21 protein-coding genes are annotated in these 20012 nt (G+C 69.5%); 11 read left to right on the forward strand and 10 right to left on the reverse strand.

What is annotated here, in order from left to right; genetic code table 11:
• The first annotated feature begins 102 nt into the window (after positions 1-102).
• Together G406_RS0131610 and G406_RS51105 are read left to right on the forward strand one after the other, a co-directional pair.
• Positions 103-3699, forward strand: coding sequence for a HAMP domain-containing protein (locus G406_RS0131610; RefSeq protein ID WP_028936904.1), 3597 nt, complete (start codon positions 103-105; stop codon positions 3697-3699).
• Positions 3696-4253 carry a response regulator gene (locus tag G406_RS51105; RefSeq protein ID WP_051342947.1) on the forward strand — a complete coding sequence of 186 codons (558 nt, stop codon included), beginning with the start codon at positions 3696-3698 and terminating at the stop codon, positions 4251-4253. The genes G406_RS0131610 and G406_RS51105 overlap by 4 nt, the downstream gene beginning before the upstream one ends.
• A 15-nt stretch (positions 4254-4268) precedes the next feature.
• Here G406_RS51105 and panE read toward each other — a convergent pair whose 3' ends face one another.
• Together panE and G406_RS0131625 are read right to left on the reverse strand one after the other, a co-directional pair.
• A complete protein-coding gene (panE, locus tag G406_RS0131620; RefSeq protein WP_028936905.1) occupies positions 4269-5192 on the reverse strand; it encodes a 2-dehydropantoate 2-reductase in 924 nt (307 codons plus the stop codon).
• 11 nt (positions 5193-5203) lie between these two features.
• Positions 5204-5563: a winged helix-turn-helix transcriptional regulator gene (locus G406_RS0131625; protein ID WP_211241328.1), complete on the reverse strand. Its 360-nt coding sequence runs from the start codon at positions 5561-5563 to the stop codon at positions 5204-5206.
• A gap of 76 nt (positions 5564-5639) precedes the next feature.
• On the opposite strand from G406_RS0131625, the gene G406_RS0131630 reads away from it, so the two are divergent.
• On the forward strand, positions 5640-6656 hold the full coding sequence (locus G406_RS0131630; protein ID WP_037079452.1) for a zinc-binding alcohol dehydrogenase family protein: 1017 nt from the start codon (positions 5640-5642) through the stop codon (positions 6654-6656).
• 211 nt (positions 6657-6867) lie between these two features.
• Here the strand turns inward: G406_RS0131630 and G406_RS51110 are convergent, their stop codons facing one another.
• Positions 6868-8046: an acyl-CoA dehydrogenase family protein gene (locus G406_RS51110; RefSeq protein WP_051342948.1), complete on the reverse strand. Its 1179-nt coding sequence runs from the start codon at positions 8044-8046 to the stop codon at positions 6868-6870.
• 70 nt (positions 8047-8116) lie between these two features.
• Here G406_RS51110 and G406_RS59460 point away from each other — a divergent pair, with 70 nt between their 5' ends.
• The gene (locus tag G406_RS59460; protein ID WP_028936908.1) at positions 8117-9139 is read left to right on the forward strand and encodes an acyl-CoA dehydrogenase family protein; all 1023 of its coding nucleotides are present in this window, start codon (positions 8117-8119) and stop codon (positions 9137-9139) included.
• A 38-nt stretch (positions 9140-9177) separates the two neighbouring features.
• Here G406_RS59460 and G406_RS0131645 read toward each other — a convergent pair whose 3' ends face one another.
• A complete protein-coding gene (locus G406_RS0131645; protein ID WP_028936909.1) occupies positions 9178-10236 on the reverse strand; it encodes an aldo/keto reductase in 1059 nt (352 codons plus the stop codon).
• A gap of 80 nt (positions 10237-10316) precedes the next feature.
• Between G406_RS0131645 and G406_RS51115 the strand changes: the two genes are divergently transcribed.
• Positions 10317-11171, forward strand: a complete 855-nt coding sequence (locus G406_RS51115; protein ID WP_051342949.1) for a helix-turn-helix domain-containing protein — start codon at positions 10317-10319, stop codon at positions 11169-11171.
• 49 nt (positions 11172-11220) lie between these two features.
• Here the strand turns inward: G406_RS51115 and G406_RS0131655 are convergent, their stop codons facing one another.
• From G406_RS0131655 to G406_RS0131665, 3 genes are all read right to left on the reverse strand, one after another.
• Positions 11221-12273 carry an LLM class flavin-dependent oxidoreductase gene (locus G406_RS0131655; RefSeq protein WP_028936910.1) on the reverse strand — a complete coding sequence of 351 codons (1053 nt, stop codon included), beginning with the start codon at positions 12271-12273 and terminating at the stop codon, positions 11221-11223.
• Positions 12273-12794, reverse strand: a complete 522-nt coding sequence (locus tag G406_RS0131660) for an SRPBCC family protein (protein ID WP_028936911.1) — start codon at positions 12792-12794, stop codon at positions 12273-12275. The genes G406_RS0131655 and G406_RS0131660 overlap by 1 nt, the downstream gene beginning before the upstream one ends.
• 77 nt (positions 12795-12871) lie before the next feature.
• On the reverse strand, positions 12872-13369 hold the full coding sequence (locus tag G406_RS0131665; RefSeq protein ID WP_028936912.1) for a winged helix-turn-helix transcriptional regulator: 498 nt from the start codon (positions 13367-13369) through the stop codon (positions 12872-12874).
• 66 nt (positions 13370-13435) lie between these two features.
• Here G406_RS0131665 and G406_RS0131670 point away from each other — a divergent pair, with 66 nt between their 5' ends.
• From G406_RS0131670 to G406_RS0131680, 3 genes are read left to right on the forward strand one after another with little or no spacing between them, the layout of a single operon-like run.
• Positions 13436-13759: an ArsR/SmtB family transcription factor gene (locus tag G406_RS0131670; RefSeq protein ID WP_028936913.1), complete on the forward strand. Its 324-nt coding sequence runs from the start codon at positions 13436-13438 to the stop codon at positions 13757-13759.
• Positions 13752-14204 carry an SRPBCC family protein gene (locus tag G406_RS0131675; RefSeq protein WP_028936914.1) on the forward strand — a complete coding sequence of 151 codons (453 nt, stop codon included), beginning with the start codon at positions 13752-13754 and terminating at the stop codon, positions 14202-14204. Before G406_RS0131670 ends, G406_RS0131675 begins: the two co-directional genes overlap by 8 nt.
• A gap of 4 nt (positions 14205-14208) precedes the next feature.
• On the forward strand, positions 14209-16503 hold the full coding sequence (locus tag G406_RS0131680) for a WS/DGAT domain-containing protein (protein ID WP_028936915.1): 2295 nt from the start codon (positions 14209-14211) through the stop codon (positions 16501-16503).
• A 1-nt stretch (position 16504) separates the two neighbouring features.
• On the opposite strand, the gene G406_RS0131685 is transcribed toward G406_RS0131680, so the two are convergent.
• Positions 16505-17287 carry an enoyl-CoA hydratase/isomerase family protein gene (locus tag G406_RS0131685; RefSeq protein WP_028936916.1) on the reverse strand — a complete coding sequence of 261 codons (783 nt, stop codon included), beginning with the start codon at positions 17285-17287 and terminating at the stop codon, positions 16505-16507.
• 91 nt (positions 17288-17378) lie between these two features.
• On the opposite strand from G406_RS0131685, the gene G406_RS0131690 reads away from it, so the two are divergent.
• From G406_RS0131690 to G406_RS51120, 3 genes are read left to right on the forward strand one after another with little or no spacing between them, the layout of a single operon-like run.
• On the forward strand, positions 17379-17831 hold the full coding sequence (locus G406_RS0131690) for a TIGR03618 family F420-dependent PPOX class oxidoreductase (RefSeq protein WP_028936917.1): 453 nt from the start codon (positions 17379-17381) through the stop codon (positions 17829-17831).
• 9 nt (positions 17832-17840) lie between these two features.
• Positions 17841-18317: a hypothetical protein gene (locus tag G406_RS0131695; RefSeq protein ID WP_028936918.1), complete on the forward strand. Its 477-nt coding sequence runs from the start codon at positions 17841-17843 to the stop codon at positions 18315-18317.
• A 4-nt stretch (positions 18318-18321) separates the two neighbouring features.
• A complete protein-coding gene (locus G406_RS51120) occupies positions 18322-18981 on the forward strand; it encodes a DUF1345 domain-containing protein (protein WP_037079455.1) in 660 nt (219 codons plus the stop codon).
• Here G406_RS51120 and G406_RS0131705 read toward each other — a convergent pair.
• On the reverse strand, positions 18965-19456 hold the full coding sequence (locus tag G406_RS0131705; RefSeq protein ID WP_028936919.1) for a DUF2127 domain-containing protein: 492 nt from the start codon (positions 19454-19456) through the stop codon (positions 18965-18967). The genes G406_RS51120 and G406_RS0131705 overlap by 17 nt on opposite strands.
• Positions 19457-19574: 118 nt before the next feature.
• A complete protein-coding gene (locus G406_RS0131710; protein ID WP_028936920.1) occupies positions 19575-19763 on the reverse strand; it encodes a helix-turn-helix domain-containing protein in 189 nt (62 codons plus the stop codon).
• Positions 19764-20012: the final 249 nt, after the last annotated feature.

Genomic DNA, 20012 nt, shown 5'->3' on the forward strand with positions numbered 1-20012 from the left:
TGGTGGGCAGATAGAGTCCTCGGGAGGGCGCGGCAACTGGTGGGGCGTGGTGGCCTGCTCGCTTGTGCGGCGGTCACCGGGCGAACAAGAGGGACGCCGATCATGACGAAGAGCAGTGATACCGCTGTGAGCGGGGATGAGGCATTGCTGCGCGATCTCGCGTCGGCGATGATCGCGGTGCAACGCGGTGAGCTGAAGGTCCGGCTACCCCGGCGGGTGGGGATGGCGGGCGAGGTCAGCGACCTGTTCAACGAGCTCGTCGTGATGCTGGAGAAACGCAACCGCGACCTGTTGCGGATCAGCCGGGTGGTCGGGCGCGAAGGCCGGATGCTGGAGCGGCTGGACGAGGACGCGGTGGACGGCTCCTGGGCCGAGGCCACCCACTCGGTCAACTCGCTGATCGACGACCTGGCCAGGCCCACCGCCGAGATCGCGCGCGTGCTCGCCGCCGTCGCCGAGGGTGACCTGTCCGAGCACATGGCCCTGGAGATCGAGGGACGGCCGCTGCGCGGTGAGTTCCTGCGGATCGGCCGCACGGTGAACAAGATGGTGAACCAGCTGTCGAGTTTCGCCGACGAGGTGACCCGGGTCGCCCGTGAGGTGGGTACCGAGGGCAAGTTGGGTGCTCAAGCCCAGGTCAAGGACGTCGCCGGTACCTGGCGCGACCTGACCGACAACGTCAACCAGCTCGCCGACAACCTGACCCGTCAGGTGCGCAACATCGCGCAGGTGACCACGGCGGTGGCGCGGGGTGACCTGTCGCAGAAGATCACCGTGGATGCGCGCGGTGAGATTCTGGAGCTGAAGAGCACGGTCAACACGATGGTCGACCAGCTGTCCAGCTTCGCCGACGAGGTGACGCGTGTCGCGCGTGAGGTGGGTACCGAGGGCAAGCTGGGTGGTCAGGCGCACGTCAGCGACGTGGCCGGTACCTGGCGCGACCTGACCGACAACGTCAACTACATGGCCTCCAACCTGACCGGCCAGGTGCGCAACATCGCGCAGGTGACCACGGCGGTGGCGCGGGGTGACCTGTCGCAGAAGATCACCGCGGACGCGCGCGGTGAGATTCTGGAGCTGAAGAGCACGGTCAACACGATGGTCGACCAGCTGTCCAGCTTCGCCGACGAGGTGACGCGCGTTGCGCGTGAGGTGGGTACCGAGGGCAAGCTGGGTGGTCAGGCGGAGGTCAAGGACGTCGCCGGGACCTGGCGCGACCTGACCGAGAACGTCAACCAGCTCGCCGACAACCTCACCGGCCAGGTGCGCAACATCGCGCAGGTGACCACGGCGGTGGCCAAGGGTGACCTGTCGCAGAAGATCACCGTCGACGCGCGCGGTGAGATGCTCGAGCTGAAGAGCACGGTCAACACGATGGTCGACCAGCTCTCCAGCTTCGCCGACGAGGTGACCCGTGTCGCGCGTGAGGTGGGTACCGAGGGCAAGCTGGGTGGTCAGGCCGAGGTCAAGGACGTCGCCGGTACCTGGCGTGACCTGACCGAGAACGTCAACCAGCTGGCCTCGACGCTGACCTCACAGCTGCGCGCCATCTCGGTCGTGTCCACCGCCGTGGCCCGAGGTGACCTGACCCAGCAGATTCAGATCGCCGCGATGGGTGAGGTCGCCGCGCTGCGCGACAACATCAACCAGATGATCCTCACCCTGCGCGAGACCACCAAGGAGAACGCCGAGCAGGGCTGGCTGGACTCGAACCTGGCTCGGATCAGCGCACTGCTGCAGGGCCAGCGTGACCTCACCGAGGTCAGCAAGCTGATCATGAATGAGGCCGCACCGCTGGTCAACGCCCAGGTCGGTGCCTTCTTCCTGCCCGCGAATCCGGTGACGACCGACCAGTCGGACAGCGGCAAGGACGACCCGATGCGCGAGGTCTGGCAGATGAGCGCCGGGTACGCGCTCAATCCCCAGGCCACGCCGCGCGGGTTCCGGGTGGGCGAAGGCCTGGTCGGGCAGGCCGCGGCGACGAAACAGGTCGTCCTGGTCACCCACATCCCCGCCGACTACCTGCCGATCGGCTCCGGACTCGGCACGATCTCACCGACGGCGATCGTCGTGCTGCCGGTGCTGTTCGAGGGGGAGTCGCTCGGGGTGATCGAGTTCGGGTCCGTGAGCACGTTCCCGCAGCTGCACCTGACGTTCCTGGAACGGCTCGCCGGGACCCTCGGTGTCACGATCGCGTCGATCCAGGCCAACAGTCGTACCGAGGAGCTGCTCGGTCAGTCCCAGCGGCTCGCGGTCGAGCTGCAGTACCAGTCCGCCGAGCTCCAGCGCACCAACGCGGAGCTGGAGGAGAAGGCGGCGCTGCTGTTCGAGCAGAACCGCAACATCGAGATCAAGAACATGGAGATCGACGCGGCCCGGCGCGGCGTCGAGGAGAACGCCCAGCAGCTGGCGCGGGCGAGCCAGTACAAGTCCGAGTTCCTCGCCAACATGAGCCACGAGCTGCGGACCCCGCTCAACTCGCTGCTGCTGCTGTCCCGGCTGCTCGCCGACAACGAGGAGCGCAACCTCACGAGCAAGCAGAAGGAGTTCGCGACCACGATCCACAACGCGGGCTCCGAGCTGCTGCTGCTGATCGACGACATCCTGGACCTGTCCAAGATCGAGGCCGGCCGGGTGGATCTGGACCCGCAGCCGGTCGCGCTGGCGCAGGTCCGGGCCTACGTCGAGCAGGCCTTCGTGCCGCAGGCCGAGGACAAGGGACTGGAGCTGCGGGTGCACATCGCGCCCGAGCTGCCGTCCACGGTCAGCACCGACGCGCAGCGGCTGCAGCAGATTCTGCGCAACCTGCTGTCCAACGCGATCAAGTTCACCGCCGAGGGCGAGGTGACGCTGTCGGTCGGGCCCGCTTCGCAGGGCGACGCGCCGTTCGGCGTTCCCGAGCTGGACGCCGCGCGTACCGTGCTGGCGTTCACCGTCCGCGACACCGGGATCGGCATCGTCACCGACAAGCTGGACATGATCTTCGAGGCGTTCCAGCAGGCGGACGGCACGACCAGCCGCAAGTACGGCGGCACCGGCCTCGGCCTGTCGATCAGCAAGGAGCTGGCCCAGATGCTGGGCGGCGTCATCACCGTGACGTCGGAGATCGGAACCGGTTCGGTGTTCACCCTGTACCTGCCGGACGAGCTGGTCACCTCGACCGTGACGCCGACGAACAAGGTGCCGCGCCGTGCGCCGGAGCCGTCCGAGATCCTCGGCGAACCGACCGCCAACGGCCGTGGCCCGATCCTGCGCAGCCACTCCGGGCCGCCTCGCGTCGACCGGCCGGTGACGGACCTCACCGGGGTCACGGTGCTGATCGTCGACGATGATGTCCGTAACGTGTTCGCGTTGACCAGTGCGCTGGAGCTGCACGGTCTGACAGTGTTGTACGCAGACAACGGGGCGGACGGAATCCAGCTGTTGACCGAGCATCCGGAGGTGGACATCGTGCTGATGGACGCGATGATGCCCGAGATGGACGGCAACGCGACGACGAAGCTCATCCGAGGGCTCCCCGGCGGTGCCGACCTGCCGGTAGTGTTCCTGACCGCGAAGGCGATGCCGGGTGACCGCGAGTCCAGCCTGGCCGCGGGCGCGACCGACTACGTGACCAAACCGGTCGACAAGGAGCTTCTGCTGTCCGTCATGGCGTCCTGGATCAGCCGAGCGCGGACGGCGGGTGTCCGCCCGTCATGACGCGCGACGCGAAAGTGCTTGCGGTCGACGACCGGTCGGAGAACCTGATCGCGCTGGAGGCGATCCTGCAGGGGCTCCCCGTCGAGATCACGTCGGTGACCAGCGGCGATGACGCGCTGAAGCGCTTATTGCTCGAGGACTACGCGGTGATCCTGCTGGACGCCCAGATGCCCGGCATGGACGGTTTCGAGACTGCCAGCCACATCAAGCAGCGGGAGCGCACCCGCCGGATCCCGATCGTGTTCCTCACCGCCGCGAACTACGACCCGCACCTCGCGTTCCGCGGCTACCAGCTGGGCGCGGTCGACTACCTCACGAAGCCGCTCGACCCGTGGGTGCTGCGCTCCAAGGTCCAGGTGTTCGCCGACCTGTGGAAGCTCAACACGGAGCTGGCCGCGCAGGCATCCGAGTGCACGGCGCTGCGGCGGGCGATCAGCGACACCCTGGAGCTGCTGGGTGGGCCCGGCGCGGTCGACGGCGACGCGAGTGCACTCATCGCCCGCGCCCGCGCACGCCTGGTGGCCGCCCAGGCATTCGAGGCCACGCGCAACTGACCCCGCTCCGGGCAGCTACCTGGCGAGCGACTGCTGGTAGACCGACAGATGGGTGTAGGCGAGGCGCACCAGTGGGGCCGGCACGTCGTGGGCCTCGGCGCGGGCCAGCAGGTCGCCGATGATGTGGTCGGCCTCGATGGGGTAGCCCTGGCTCAGGTCCCGGAACATCGACGCGGCGAACGTCGAGCCGGGAGTGGTGACCGTGGTGAGGGTGCGGTCGAGCTCGTCGGCGGGCATCGGGTGGCCGTTCGCCGTGGCGATCGCCGCGCACTCCGCGACGACCGACTCGGCGAACTGGGTGCCGCCGGGTGCCGCGACCACCTGGCCGATCGGGCCACGCATGAGGCAGGTGATCGTCGCCATGCTGGACAGGAACACCCACTTCTGCCACATCGACTGGATGATGTCCGGCGGCAGCGTCGTCGGGAACCCGGCGTCGCTGAACTGCTCGTGCACGGCCTGTAGCCGCGCGGAGCGTGGGTCCTTGCGGTCGCCGTAGGCGACGTGCTGCGGTTGCTGCGCGAGCTGGCGGATCGTGCCGTCGGCGTCGAGCGTGCCGGAGATCGCGCACAGGCCGCCGAGCACCCGGTGCTCGCCGAACCGCTCGACCAGCACGTCGAGGTGCCGCATGCCGTTGAGCACCGGCAGGATCATGGTCTCCGGGCCGACGGCCGGCGCGATGTCGGCGATCGCCTGGTCGAGACCGTAGGACTTGACCGTGAAGAACACCAGGTCGTAGTCGGCGCCCAGCTCGTCGCCGGTGACGAGCTTCGGAGTCAGCGTGACGTCGCCGTTCGGGCTGACGATCACCAGACCGTCGCGGCGCAGCTGCTGTGCACGGCGCTCCCGGACGAGGAACGTGACGTCCCGGCCGGCCTGCGCCAGCCGTCCGCCGAAGAATCCACCGGTCGCACCGGCGCCCACCACGAGGATTCGCATAATCGGGATCCTTACCCTCCGAGGGGGATGCGGTCGATGTTGGCTTCGACCCATTGACGCAGCGCGGTCAGCGGTACACAGGCGTCGCGCCCGAGCGGGGTCAGCGAGTACTCCACGTGCAGTGGCACGGCCGGGTAGACGACCCGGTTCACCAGGCCCAGCTCCTCGAGCCGGCGCAGCGTCTGGGTCAGCATCTTGGGGCTGATGCCCTCCAGCTTCGTGCGCAGCGCGCCGAACCGTTGAGGGCCGTCGTCCTCCAGCGCACCGAGCGCGAGCGCGCTCCACTTGTTGGCGAGAAGGTCGAGCACCTCACGGCACGGGCACGACGCGCTGTAGACGTCTCGCGGACTGAGCGCATCGGTGGCCGACATGTCCCGCATCCTCCAGTATCTTTTGGGTACTAGCAAGCCTTGCAGGTAACTAGGGCTGTGGGGATACCGTCGTCTCATGAGCAACACGATGCGCGCGGTCGGATACCGCAAGAGCCTGCCGATCGACGACCAGGAGAGCCTCGTCGACCTCGAACTGCCCGTCCCTGCGCCGGGGCCGCACGACCTGCTGGTGCGGGTCGAGGCGGTCTCGGTGAACCCGGTGGACACGAAGGTCCGTAGTGGTGTCGATCCGGACGGCGAGCTGAAGGTGCTCGGGTACGACGCGGCCGGCGTCGTCGAGGCGGTGGGGGACGAGGTGACCCTGTTCGCCGTCGGTGACGAGGTGTACTACGCGGGCAACATCGCCCGCGCCGGCACGAACTCCGAGTACCACCTGGTGGACGAGCGGATCACCGGGCACAAGCCGACGAGCCTGGACTTCACCGACGCGGCCGCGTTGCCGCTCACCACGATCACCGCGTGGGAGACCCTGTTCGACCGTTTCAAGCTCGGTGCGGACAGCACGGGGACGCTGCTGGTCACCGGGGCCGCCGGTGGGGTCGGCTCGATGGTGGTCCAGCTGGCCCGCGCGCTGACCGGGCTGACCGTGATCGGGACGGCGTCGCGGCCGGAGTCCCGGCAGTGGGTGACCGAGCTGGGTGCGCACCACGTGGTGAACCACCACGGCGATCTGGTGAAGAACACCCGGGAGGTGGCGCCGGACGGCGTCGACTACATCTTCTCGCCGTTCTCAGCCGGCAAGGTCGAGCAGTTCGCCCAGCTGATCCGGGTCGGCGGGCAGGTCACCGCGATCGACGAACCGGAGGGGCTGGACACCCTGCCGCTCAAGGAGCGCAGCGGTGCCTGGCACTGGGAGCTGATGTTCAGCAAGCCGCTGTTCGCCCCGGAGGACACCAGCCAGCACGAGCTGCTCGACCAGGTCGCCCGGCTCGTCGACGCCGGCACGCTGCTGGGAACCGCGACGCAACGCTTGCGCCCGATCTCGGCCGACACCCTGCGCGCCGCGCACCGGATGGTCGAGGAAAGCGGAATGATCGGCAAGGTCGTACTCGGCGGCGGATTCGGCTCTTGAGTTCTGACCGGTTCCAGCCGATAGAACAACCGGGTCGGCGTCGTGCACGGGGGACGGCGCCGACCCGGTGACTGGAAGTAGTACCTTCACTCGTTCGAGTGGTCCGAAAGATCGCCAGGTTTGGCTACGCGCCTCCCCGGGCATCAATAGCGCAGCACAGTCTTCGCCATTGGTTCACTGGGGAGCGGACGGGTGGCTACGTGGGCCGGAGTTACCGCCTCGGGGCGGGCTCCGGCCCCTTTTCTGTGCGCGGGGGCTTGGGCTCCTTCGGTAGGCCGAGCAGCAGCTCGCCCACGATTCCCCGCTGCACCTGCGACGAGCCGGCGTAGATGGTCCCGGCACGCGCGTTCAGATAGACACTGGTCCACGACGCCGACGAGTTCGGGGCGCCGGGATCGTCGGTCTGGTACCAGTTCGGGGACGGCCGCCCGGTCGGCGTGAGTGCATCCAGGCCGAGGACGTCCATGGCCAGCTCGGTGACCACCCGGTGGTACTCGCTCCACAGCAACTTGAACGCGGCGGCCTCCGCGCCGGGCTCCTGGCCCGCGATGAGCTTCGCGGCGGTCCGTTCACCGTGCGCGCGCAGCTGCTCCACCTGGACGTGACACCACGCGACCCGCCGCCTGATGTCCGGATCGGTGTGCAGGTCCCGTTCGCGGACCAGCTCGATCAGGCGCCGAAGCTCGCCGGCGAACCGGATCGGCGCGTGCAGCGCGGTCTCACCCCGTTCGAAACCGAGCAGCGTCATCGCGACCGACCAGCCCTGATCCACGCCGCCGACGACCAGCTCGCGCTCGGTGCGCGCGTCGTCGAAGAACACCTCGTTGAAGTCGGTGTCGCCGGTCAGGTTGCGGATCGGCCGGACCTCGACGCCGGGCTGGTCCAGCGGGACCAGCAGCATGCTGATGCCCCGGTGCGGCGCCGCGTCCCGGTTCGTCCTGGCGAGTACGAACATCCAGTTCGCCCGATGTGCACCGGATGACCACAGTTTCTGGCCGTTGAGGACCCAATGGTCGCCGTCCAGCTCGGCGCGCAGCGCGAGGCCGGCAAGGTCCGAGCCGGCGCCGGGCTCGGAGAAACCCTGCGCGAACACGTACTCGCCGGAGACGATCTTCGGGAGGAACCGGGCGCACAGCTCGGGAGTGGCGCGGCGCAACATCGTGTTGCCCAGCATGCTGATCCCGAACGCGTCGTTGTCCGAGCCGAACGGGATGCCCGCCCCGGTCATCTCCTCGACCAGCACGACGACCTCGCGGGGGCTCAGGCCCGCGCCGCCGTACTCGGTCGGCCAGGCCGGTGCGAGCCAGCCCCGGTCGCCCAGTGCGGCCCTGGTGTCGCCAGGGCCCAGCTGCTGGATGAAGTTGCGGACCTCGGCGCGGAACTCGTCCACCGGCTACCTCCTCGTATGCCTCTGAGCACCAGGGTTGCGTAGATAGACCCACTTGGTCAATGCTTCTCGCATGGACGGGTTGACTGCGGAGCAGCGTGAGCTCGACGGTATGGCCGCGAAGCTGCTGGCCGATGCCGAGGCGAAGAACCCGCTGCCGCCGGCCTGGGAGGCGCTGCCGCTCCGGCTGGACCGAGCGCTGTGGGCGTCGTTCGCGGACGTCGGGTTGCTGGGGCTCACCGCTCCGGACTCGGGGGCCGGGCTGCTCGAACTGCTGCTGGTGGCCGAACGGATGGGCGCCTCGGTGCCGCCCGTGCCGTTCGTGGGCGCGTCGGCGGTCGCGGTGGTGCTCGCCCGTGCCGAGCACGCAGCGCTCGACCCAATGGTGTCCGGCGAGCAGGTGATCGTGCCAGCCTGGGAGACCTGGCCCGTCTCGGTCGTGCCGGGCAGACGGGCCGATGCGCTCGTGTCATCGGGACCGTCGCAGGTCACCGGGGTGCTGCGGGCCGTTCCGTTCGGGCTCGACGCGGATCAGGTGCTGGTGTTCCTTCAGGACGGCTCCGCGGCGTTGGTCCCGCTGGCGGGGGCCGAGCGGACCTCGGTCGACTCGCTCGACGTGATGGAGCCCCTCGCCGAGGTGTCGCTGCGGGACGCACCGAGCGTGCCCGTGTCCCTCCCGGTGTTTCCGCTGGCCGAGGTGTTGCTCCTGGTCGCGGCCGAGCTGGTCGGTGTCGGTCGGCGGGCGCTGGACGGGGCCGTCGAGTACGCGGGGCAACGGCGTCAGTTCGGTCGTCCCATCGGCTCGTTCCAGTCGATCAAACACATGCTCGCGGACCGGTTCGTGCAGCTGGACGCCGCGCGGATGCTCGTTCGCGCGGCCGATGCCTCGGAGATCGCGGCTCGCACCGCACTGGTCGCGGCGTCCGACGCCGCCGACGCCGCGACCGCCGACGCCTTGCAGGTGCACGGCGGGATCGGGTTCACCTGGGAGCACGTGTCGCACGTGCTGCTCAAACGCTCCCGCGCCCGCCGCGTCCTGCTCGGCTCCCAGGCTCGCCAGCTCGACGCACTGGCGGATCACCTGCTCACCCCGTGAGTGCCGCGGCCGCCTATAGGAGGCCGCGGCGCTCACGGTCATGACCTGCTGATGGAGACGCCGCCGAAGATGACGTCCCTGGTCATCGGCTTGGTCAGGAAATCGTGCGGGAAGCCCAGCTCGACCGCGCTCGCGGCGTCCAGGACCGCCAGCTGGTCGTCGGTGAACTCGACGTCCAGCGCGCCCAGGTTGTCGTTCAGCTGGGCGAGCGTGCGGGCGCCCACGATCGGCGCGGCCACCGCGGAGTTGCGCAGCGTCCAGGCCAGCGCGACCTGCGAGGGTGTGGCGCCCAGCTCGGCCGCGACCTTCTTCACGACGTCGGCGATACCCAGGGTCCGCTCGGTGAGCGAGCCGTTCGCGGCGGCCACGTTCTTGCGGGTGCCCTGAGCCTGGGCGACGCCGCCGCCGTGATCGAGATCGGCGTGGCTGTACTTGCCGGTGAGCACCCCGCTGCCCAGCGCGGACCACGGCATGACGCCAAGGCCCATCTCCTTGGCCATCGGGATCAGTTCGCGCTCCACGGTCCGCTCGATCAGGCTGTACTCGATCTGCAGCGCGATCAGCGGCGACCAGCCGCGCAGGTCGGCGATCGCCTGCATACGGGACACCTGCCACGCCGGCGTGTCGGAGATGCCCACGTAGAGCACCTTGCCGGAGCGCACCAGGTCGTCCATCGACCGCAGCACCTCCTCGGCGGGGGTGGTGTAGTCCCAGGCGTGCAGGTACAGCAGGTCGATGTAGTCGGTGTTCAGCCTGCGCAGGCTCGCCTCGACCGAGCGGGTCATGTTCTTGCGGTGGTTGCCGCCCGAGTTCGGGTCCGGAGCGCCGGTCGTCAGCGTGTACTTCGTCGCCAGCACCACACGGTCGCGGCGATCGGCCATGAACTCGCCGAGGAACTTCTCGGATGTACCGTTGGTGTAGAAGTCGGCGGTGTCCACGAGGTTGCCGCCTCGGTCGAGGTAGGTGTCGAAGATCGCGCGAGCCTCGTCCTTGTCGGTGCCCCAGCCCCAGTCCGTGCCGAACGTCATCGTGCCCAGTGCGAGCGGCGAGATGCGCAGTCCGGAACGTCCGAGCAAACGGTAGTGATCCATCTTCATACCGACAGCCTGCGCCGGGGCGGTCGGTGCGGTAAGGGAAAGCCTTTCCTGGGACCGGCTGTCCTAGGCAGGATCGAGAGGTGACGGTGGATACGACCCAGGAGCTGGCGGCATTCCTGCGGACCCGACGTGAACGCCTCGCTCCGGAGGGACGGGTGCCCGAGCGCCGCGCGAGACGCACACCGGGGCTGCGGCGCGAAGAGGTCGCGGAGCTGGCCGGGGTGAGCGTCGACTATGTGGTGCGCCTGGAGCAGGGCCGGGGCCTGCGGCCCTCGCCGGAGGTGCTGGAGGCGCTGGCGACCGCTCTGCGGCTCAGCGAGGACGAGCGCGCCTACCTGTTCGACCTCGCTCGGCAACGGTCGGTGAACGCGCCCCGGGTCAGCGAGCACGCGGCGCCGCCGGTCGCGCGACTGGTCAACGACCTGTCGCCGCTGCCGTCGATGCTGCTCAACCACCGGTTCGACATCCTGGCCTGGAACCCGGAGATGGCCGCGCTCATGATCGACTTCGGTGCCATGCCCGAGCTGAATCGCAACACCCTGCGGCTGTGCCTGCTGCATCCGGGGCTGCGCGACTTCTACCTGGACCGGGAGCGGACGGTACGGGAGAGCATCGCCGACCTGCGCGCCGCGTGGGCGGCCCGCCCGCACGACACCGCGCTCGCGGCTCTCGTCGACGAGCTCCGCTCGTCCAGCGCGGAGTTCGAGCGGCTGTGGGCACTGCGCGACGTGCAGATCAACGGGCGCGGCCAGAAACGCCTGTGCCACCCCGAACATGGTCCGCTCACGATCGAGTACGAGGCACTGGTCCCGCTGCAGGACCCGGACCAGCGCCTCGTCGTCTACCGAGGCGCCGACCCCTCATCGCAACAAATCCTGGACACGCTAGCGACCGACTGCCGCAACAACACACAGCCCATGATCACCACCGCCTGAGGGCTGTTGTGAGGCCCGCGAACAGCCCTCAGGCGGTGATGATCATGGTTCAGGTGTCGTTGAGGGTGCGGACCATGTCCAGGGCGCGGCCGAGTGTTGTCAGCTTCGCGTCGAGTGAGTCGCCGGCGGGGTAGAGGCGCACCGTGTCCACGCCGGCGTCGCTCCAGACCTTCAGACGGTCGCGGACCATCGGCTCGGTGCCGATCAGGGTCGTGCCCAGCACCATGTCGTCGGTGACCAGGCCCGCCGCGCCGTCGCGGTCGCCGGACTGCCAGCGCTCGCGCACCGCCGCGGCGACGTCGGCCCAGCCCTGGCGGCTGTAGGCACCGTTGTAGAAGTTGGTCTGCGCCGAACCCATGCCGCCGAGGCTGAACGCGAGCTCCTTCTTGCGGCTCGCCACCATGTCCCGGAGCGCGTCCTCGTCCTCGGCGAACGCCACCTCGGCGCCCTGGCAGACGTCCAGGTCGGCGCGGGTGCGGCCGGCCTCGGCCAGCCCGGCGTCCAGCGGCTCGAAGTAGGCGCTCGCACCCTCCGGCACGAAGCTCGTACCCAGCCAGCCGTCGGCGATCTCGCCGGTCAGCCGCAGCGTCCTCGGCGAGATGGTGGCCAGGTAGATCGGGATGTCGGGGTTCGCGTTCATGGACAGCCGCATGGGCTTGCCCTCGCCGTCCGGCAGCGGGATCCTCAGCTGGCTGCCCGAGTACGACACCTTCTCACCGGCGAACACCTGCCGGATGATGTCGACGGTCTCGCGCATCCTGGTGAGCGGCTTGGCGAACGGCACGCCGTGCAATCCCTCGATCACCTGCGGACCGGACGCCCCGAGCCCGAGCAGGAACCGGCCCTCGGACATCTCCGCCAGGGTCAGCGCGGTCTGGGCCAGCGCGACCGGGGTGCGGGTGCCGAGCTGCATGATGCCCGAGCCGAGCAGCATGCGGTCGGTGCGCGCGGCGTAGAAACCCAGCGCGGACGGCCCGTCGGAGCCCCACGCCTCGGCGACGAAACACACGTCGAGGCCGAGTTTCTCGGCTTCGACGACGAAGCTCAGCGTGTCGCGCCAGCTGCCCCGGTTGGACGCCTCGACCGTAGTCGCGGTGCGCATCAGAGTGCCGCCGCTGCCGACTCGACCCGTTCCTTGATGGCGGCCACTGTCGCGGTCATGCTGGCCTCGAACTCACGCAGCCGCACGAAGACGATCTTCTGTTCCTTCTCCGGCATCCGGTCGATCGCGAAGCTCAGCCCGGAGCGACCCGGCCCCATCCGCATCCACTGGCGCAGCGTGGTGCCGCCGTCACCGGGTTCGAGGGTGAACCGCCAGGTCGCGGACGGCACGTCGTCCGCCATGACCGCCCAGGTGAACACCTTGGGTTCGTCGTACTCCAGCACGGTCGACGTCGAGTTCCACTCACCCAGCGCGGGGTGCTTGCTGTATCCGACGAAGGTGGCGCCGACCGACGGACCCGTCGCGCCGTCCTGCCACTCGATGCGCTGCAGCTCGGAGCTCATGGACGGCATCTGCTCGACGTCGGCGACCAGCGCCCAGATCTGCTCGGGCGAGGCCTCGATGAACGTCTCGACCTCGACGATCGGCTTGTCGGCGTACCGGGCTCCAGTCCATTCCATCGCGCTGCGCATCTCCTCGCCGTTGGGGGTCCTGAGCACCAGAGTTGCGTAGATAGACCTAGATGTCAACGAGCATGTCACCGAGCGAAGCGGCGCACCACGTCCGGTCGCTCGGCCAGCCGGGCCGGGTAGCCGGGCCCCATGCGGGCGACCGTGTCCTCGGCGCGCATCGGCTCACGACAGTGGGCACAGACGACCTCCGCGTGGGTGTCGTGGCCGCAGCTGGTGTGGTGGAACGTGATCGGTGGACCGGCCTCGCCCGCGAGCCAGTCGTCACCCCAGCGGGTCATCGCCAGGATGACGCTGAAGAAGTCGCGCCCCTTCGCGGTGAGCACGTAGTCGTAGCGCGTGGGTTCCGTCTGGTACGGCTGTTTCTCCAGCAGGCCTTCGTCGACGAGCCGGTGCAGCCGGTCCGACAGTGTGTTGCGCGCGATGCCGAGTCCGCGCTGGAACTCGTCGAACCGGCGGATGCCGTAGAACGCCTCGCGCAGCACGAGGGGCGTCCACCAGTCGCCGAGCAGGTCCATGGTTCGAGCCACGGAGCACGGCCAGTTGGCGAAGGAAGTCCGCTTCATGTACTCAGGATACGAGTGAATGTGCTTACCATTAACCTGGAAGCTAATTAACCAGGTGGTGAACCGGTGACGACCACGGACCAACTTAGCGCCACGTTCGCGGCGCTCGCCGACCCGACGCGGCGCGCGATCCTCGCCAGGCTCATCGGCGGTGAGGCCACGGTCACCGAGATCGCCGAGCCGTTCGAGATGAGCCTGCCCGCGGTCTCGAAGCACCTGGGCGTGCTGGAACGTGCCGGGTTGATCACCCGGGGGCGCAGCGCGCAGTGGCGTCCGTGCAGGTTGACCGCCGAACCGCTGGCCGAGGCCACCAGCTGGTTGTCCAGCTACCGGCGGTTCTGGGAAGGCGGCTTCGACCGTCTCGACGAACTGGTGCGTGAGGATGACTGAGCCGGAGACGGGTCACGAGCTGGTGATCACCCGAGTGTTCGATGCGCCGAAGGACCGGGTGTACCGGGCCTGGACCGATCCGGAGCGTGCCGCCCGCTGGTGGGGTCCGAGGGGTTGCACCGCGCCGAGCGAGGGCATCACGATGGACGTGCGCCCCGGCGGACGCTGGCGGATCGCGATGTACGAGCAGGACGGCACCGAACACCTCATGCGCGGGGTGTACCACCGGGTGGAGGAACCCGAGCTGCTGATCTTCAGCTTCGCCTGGGAGGACACCGACGGCACGGTCGGCGAGCTGACCATGGTGACGATCCAGTTGCTGGAGCGGGACGGCAAGACCGAGATGGTCTTCCGGCAGACCGGGCTCACGTCGCGGCGCGAGCGCGACAGCCACCACGACGGTTGGAGCAGCGCATTCGAATGTCTCGACGAGTTCGCGGGCTGACGGCGTGAGGGACCTCGTCTCGGTGGAGCCCGGTCCGCGCCGGCTGCTCGTGGTGAGCGCCACGCTGGGCGAGCGGTACGACGCCGCCGCCTCGGCGCTCGAGGAGCGGGCACGGCGGCTGTGGCCGGACTGCGAGATCCGCCGGGTGGACATGCTGGCGGCACTCGGTGGTGTGGTGGGCCGGCTGGTCGAGCGCCGGCCGTGGCTCGCGGAGCTGCCCGGCGGCGTCGTGTCGGCCGTCGCGGGACTGGCGTTGGCGCCGACCGTCGCCGGCTTCCGGCCCGATCTGGTGGTGTCGACCTATCCGCTGGGTGCCCGGGGCACGGGATGGCTGCGTCGACGCGGACGGTTGAGTGCGCCGACCACCGCGCTGCTGCCCGGGTTCGCGCCGCACCCGTCCCAGGCCCATCCGCAGATCGACCAGCACTACGTGGCAGGCGAACCGAGCCTGCGCGCGTTGTGGGACGCCAGGCCCGAGGTGCGGGGCGCGGTCGGGGCGCCACCGGTGATGGCCGCGTTCCAGCCGTCCGACCGGACAGCGGCCCGCCGCGCGCTCGACCTCCCGGCGGACGGTCCGGTGGTGGTGATCGCGGCGGGGGCACGGTCGCCCGAGTCGCTGGACAGGGCGGTGAACGCGACGCTGGTCGCGCACCGGAGCGTGTGGGTGGTGGTCGCGTGCGGTCGCGACGAGACGCTGCGGTCTCGGTGGGCGGCCAGGGACCGCGTCGTGGCGCTGGGGTGGACCGACCGGATGCCTCGCCTGCTGGCCGCCGCCGACATGGTCATCACCGACGCGGGGTCGGCGACCGCGCGGGAAGCGCAGGCCAGCGGCCGTGCGGTCCTGTGTTTCGAGCCGGCACCGGGCCAGGGCGTCGCCGATGCGCTGATGCTGCAGCGCGCCGGGCTGGGCCGGGTCTGTCCCGACGCGCTCACCCTCACCGCGACGCTGCACGAGCTGCTGTCCGACGAGCTGCGCCTGGCGGGACTGGAACGTGCGATCGCCGGGCGCGCCTCGGCAGCGGACTTCGACGCCGAGGTGGCCGGGATGCCGTTGCTGCCCCGACCGTTGACCAGCCGTCCGCTGGACGGAGCCGAGGCGGTGTTCCTCGACGCCGAGGCTGCGGGGCAGTGGGGCGCCGTGGTCATGCTCGGCGAGAGCGGTGGCGCCTCGGACCCGGAGCACGTCGCCGCCGTACTACGGGATCGGCTCGCCGCCCGGTCCGACAGCCTGGCGCTGCTGCGCCGCACACTCGTGACCAGACCGGGGCGACGCGCCCGCTGGGTCGACAACCAGCTGCCCGACCCCTCCACGCAGGTGAGCGCGCGAGCCGTCGACCAGGCTTCGTTCGCGGCGATCCGGGACTTCTTCGCCGAGCGCCCGCCGCTCGACCGTCCGCCGTGGCGGGTACAGGTTCTGCGCGGGCGGGTCGGGGGAACGGGGCGCACCGCGATCCTGATCTCGCTGCACCACGCGCTCGGTGACGAACGCGCGCTCACCGCGACGGTGTCGGCGCTGCTCGCCGACGACCCCGCGCCGAACCTGCGTCCGGTGCGTGACCTGCCCGGCAGGCTGGTCCCGGCGACCCGTCGGATCGCCGGGCTGGTGACGGGGTGGCGTGAGCTGGCGACCGCCGCCCGGACGGGTCCGTCGGCGACGGCCGTCGGGGTGCGACGGTATGCGCTGGCGACGCTGCCCGCGCACGAGGTGCGGGCGGTGGCGCGGAAACTGCGGACGAACAGCGGCGCGGTACTGCTCGGGGTTCTCGCCGAGGCCCTGTGCGGCCACAAGGTGCCTGCCGCCGCACCTCACGGCTGGCTGCGCACCTCGGTCGCCTCGGCGACGCTGGACCTGCCGGTGGCCTCGATGGACCCGATCGAACGGATCGCGCTGGTGACCGAGGCGCTGGCCGAGAGCAGTGGCTGGGGCCGCTCCTCGGCGTCGCGGCTCGTGGTCCGCGCGATCGGCAGGCTCCCGGCGGGCCTTCGAGCCGAGGCGGCGCGACGGCTCCACGACGCGCGGTCCGTCGGGCTGATCGCCTCGGTGCCACCGAGCAGACGGCGTGCACTGCGCGTCCTGGGCGTGCCGGTGAGCACGATCGTGCCGGTCCTACCGCTCACCGGCGGTGCCGGTCTCGCGGTCGGGTTTCTCAGCTGGGGTGACACGGTCGGCGTCGGGGTGACCTCGGATGCGGCCGTGTACCCGGACGCCGAGGGACTCGCGGACGCGATCGGTCGGGTGTTCGACGAGGTCGCGGCACGGGCCGACGCGCTGGGCGCGGTGCTGTCGCTCTCCGGCTGAGCTACGCGCCCTGGAACGGGATCTTGCCGATCACCTTCGTGCCGTTCTCCAGGAAGGTCGTGACACCGTGCTGCATGTCGGCCGTCTCGAACAGCGGGGTGGCGACGTCGAGTATCAGGCGGTCCGCCGCGCGCATCCCGCCGTCCAGGTAACCGCGCACGAGCGCTTTCCCAGCACCGAGCGCCCGCGTCGGCCCGGCCGCGTAGTTGCGGGCGAGCTTCTCGGTGAACGTGGTGAGCTCGTCGTCCGGGACGACATGGTTGACGATGTTCCACTCGGCGAACTGCGCGGCGCTGTACTGGGCGCCGTCGAACACGATCTGGCGGGCACGCGCGGCGCCCGCCCGCTCGGCGAGGCGCTGGGCGCCGCCGAGAAGTGTCGTCGTGCCGATGTGCCGTTCGACCTGGGCGAACCGGGCCGACTCGGCGGCGACGATGATGTCGGCGAACAGCACCGTCTCGAGGCCGGCCGCGAGGCACAGTCCCTGCGCGGCGGCCACGACCGGGATCGGCAGGTCCTCGATCCGCTGGAACGCCGGGAGCGCACGGGCGAACATCGCGCGCGCCCCCGCGTTGCTCACGCCCTTGAAGATCGAGACGTCCGCCCCGCCCATGAAGTGCGGGCCCTCGGCGCGGATGAGCAGCGCCCGGATCGGCGCGCTGCTCGCCTCGTTCACCGCGGCCTCGAGGTCGGTGATCATCTCGACGGACATGAGGTTGAGCGGCGGGTTGGAGAGCGTGATCGTGCCCAGGGCCGCATCGGTCTCGAACCGCACTGTCGTCATGGGGGTCTCCTCGGGTCGCCTCGTTGCGAAATGACCGTATCCAGCAGAGTCTCATTGTGCAACTCAACTGAACGAGTGGAAGGATGAGCCCATGCCGAACCTCGATGACGTCGTCGAACTGGCTCGACCGGAGAAGTTCCTCGCGGTGGTCTCGACCGTGCGTGCCGACGGCACCGTGCAGTCCTCGGTGGTCAACGCCGGGGTGCTCGCGGACCCTCGCGGAGGTGACGAACCGGTTGTCGGTTTCGTGACCTACGGACGCACCAAGCTGGCCAACCTGCGGGACCGTCCTTCGGTGGCGGTGACCTTCCGGGCCGGTTGGCAGTGGATCACCGTCGAGGGCACCGCCTGGATCGTCGGCCCCGACGACCCCCGCCCGGACTTCGACGCCGAACGGCTGCGGCTGCTGCTGCGCGAGGTGTTCGTCGCGGCCGGCGGCGAGCACGACAACTGGGAGGTCTACGACCGGACGATGGTCGAGGACGGCAGGGCGGCCGTGCTGGTGCGTCCCGTGCGGATCTACAGCAACAGACCACGCGACTAAGCTGATCAGGTGCTGCGTGATCGTGTGAAGTCCGGCCTGGTCATGGGTGTCTCGGCGCTGCTGCTGGCCGGTTGCGGCTCGTCGGAGCTGACCGCGGAGTCCGCGCCGAGCCAGTCGGCGGCCCGGCCCACGGCGACCCGGTCCGCGACCGCGGGCGTGGCGGGCGCGGTGACCAAGCTGCAGCTGATCAGCCAGGACAGCTGTCAGACCAAACCCGCCGAGCAGGTCTACCCGCTGTGCGACCGGTACATGGCGGAGCTGCGGTCGGCGGTCGCCACCGTCCAGAGCGGGGCCGATGGCCTGGCCAACTCGCAGGCCATCCGTACGACGTCGGCGCAGACCCTGGACAACCTCGCCGCGTTCGACCGGGACGGCTGCGGCGTCGGCCCGTACTCGGCGGGCCCGCAGGCCGCGCCGACCTGCGCGGCGGACCTGACCCGGATCCGCGAGGGCGTCAGCACGCTGCTGCAGCTCACCGCGACCTGATCAGATGACCACACCGGCGTGGCGGCGGAAGACCAGCGGCGAGCATCGCTGGCCGGTCACGATCGCCGTGGTGGTGACGATCGGGCTGCAGATCGCGCTGCCGGACAAGATGGTTCCGCAGTCCCGGTACCTGCTCCCGGCGCTGGAGCTGGTGCTGCTGCTCGGCCTGGTCGTGGCCAACCCGTACCGGCTCGACCGCGAGTCGGCCGTGCTGCGCGCGTGCGGGCTGGCGATGACCGGGCTGATCGCGCTGTCCAACGCCTGGTCGGCGGTGCTGCTGGTGATCGCGCTGGTCACCGGCAAGCCGAGCGGTCCGAGCGAGCTGCTGACCGCGGGCGCCACGATCTGGCTGACGAACGTGCTCAGCTTCTCGCTCATCTACTGGGAGCTGGACCGAGGTGGTCCCGCCGCGCGCGCCGCCGCGGTGCGGGATGCGCCGGACTTCCTGTTCGTGCAGATGCAGAGTCCCGAGCTGGCGGCGAAGGACTGGGAACCGGCCTACGTCGACTACCTGTACCTGTCGTTCACCAACTCGACGGCGTTCAGCCCGACCGACGTGATGCCGCTGTCGCGGTGGGCGAAGCTCGCGATGATGGTGCAGTCGGCCGTCTCACTCGTCGTCGTGGCACTCGTGGTGGCCCGCGCGGTCAACGTTCTGGGCTGACCGTCTCGCTACGCAACAGCCGATATTCACGAATCACCAGGACGATGATCGCCAGGTCCAGTGCCGCGAGGAACGGCAGGAGGATTGAGTGCGTGTGCGCGGCCCGGTACACCTCGTAGATCACGAATAGCCCGAGCACCACGATCGCGGCCGGGTACGCGGGCAGCCATTTACGCAGCAGCGCGGCGACCAGCGCGAGCTTGAGCACGCCGTGCAACGCCAGGTAGACGATCGCGAACGTGCGATGCCCGGACGCGAACTCCGCGGTGCCGAGCACGAAGTGCCGCGACAGAGACCCGTCCGGAGGCCCGAGCAGGTCGTGGCTCACCACGTGGGCGATCACGCGCTGCACCAGGTCTCCGGACGCACATGCGAGCAGCGCGGCACCGATCAGCTCGGCTGCCCCGTCGATGCCCTTGATGACAAGGGCCACCTTGAACAGCCGCTCAGTGGTGCGCGCGGCGGACTCTCTCACATGGTCAGGCTACTGACGAGTGGCTGAGAGCCCGCCGTTCGCTCCGGACGGTCTCTGCCGGGTTGTGTGTCCTGCTGTACTGCTGACTGGGTCGGGGTTAGTCATACGTTTAACTAGATCAGACGTGAAATTGGTCGCCGTTGATACGGCTGCCCAGGATGCTGCGCACTGCGTCCGCGGGGATACGGAACGACCGGCCCACGCGGACGTGGGTCAGCTCACCGGAGTGCACCATGCGGTAGATCGTCATCTTGGAGACACGAAGCATGTTGGACACCTCGGCGACCGTCAGTAGTTCCGACCCCATAGGAAGTCGGTGGTCGCCCGCGCCGTACTCGATCTCTCCGGCCACCCTCTGCTCACCGAGACTCATGTCATCGCTGTCGCGTTCGTTCTGGCAGGTGTTACTCCTGAGCCGCGAAGTGACCCTGTAGTTCACCGCTACGGGTGGGACGACTTTCACGATTGGGTGAGTAGTTACTGTGCGTTATAGCAAGTGTTCCTGACCTGAACGGGCTGTTCAGCCACGGAAAAACCTGCGACATACCAGTGACGT

This window comes from Actinospineispora spinosispora DSM 44797 (assembly GCF_000429025.1).
Taxonomy (GTDB): Bacteria; Actinomycetota; Actinomycetes; order Mycobacteriales; family Pseudonocardiaceae; genus Pseudonocardia; species Pseudonocardia spinosispora.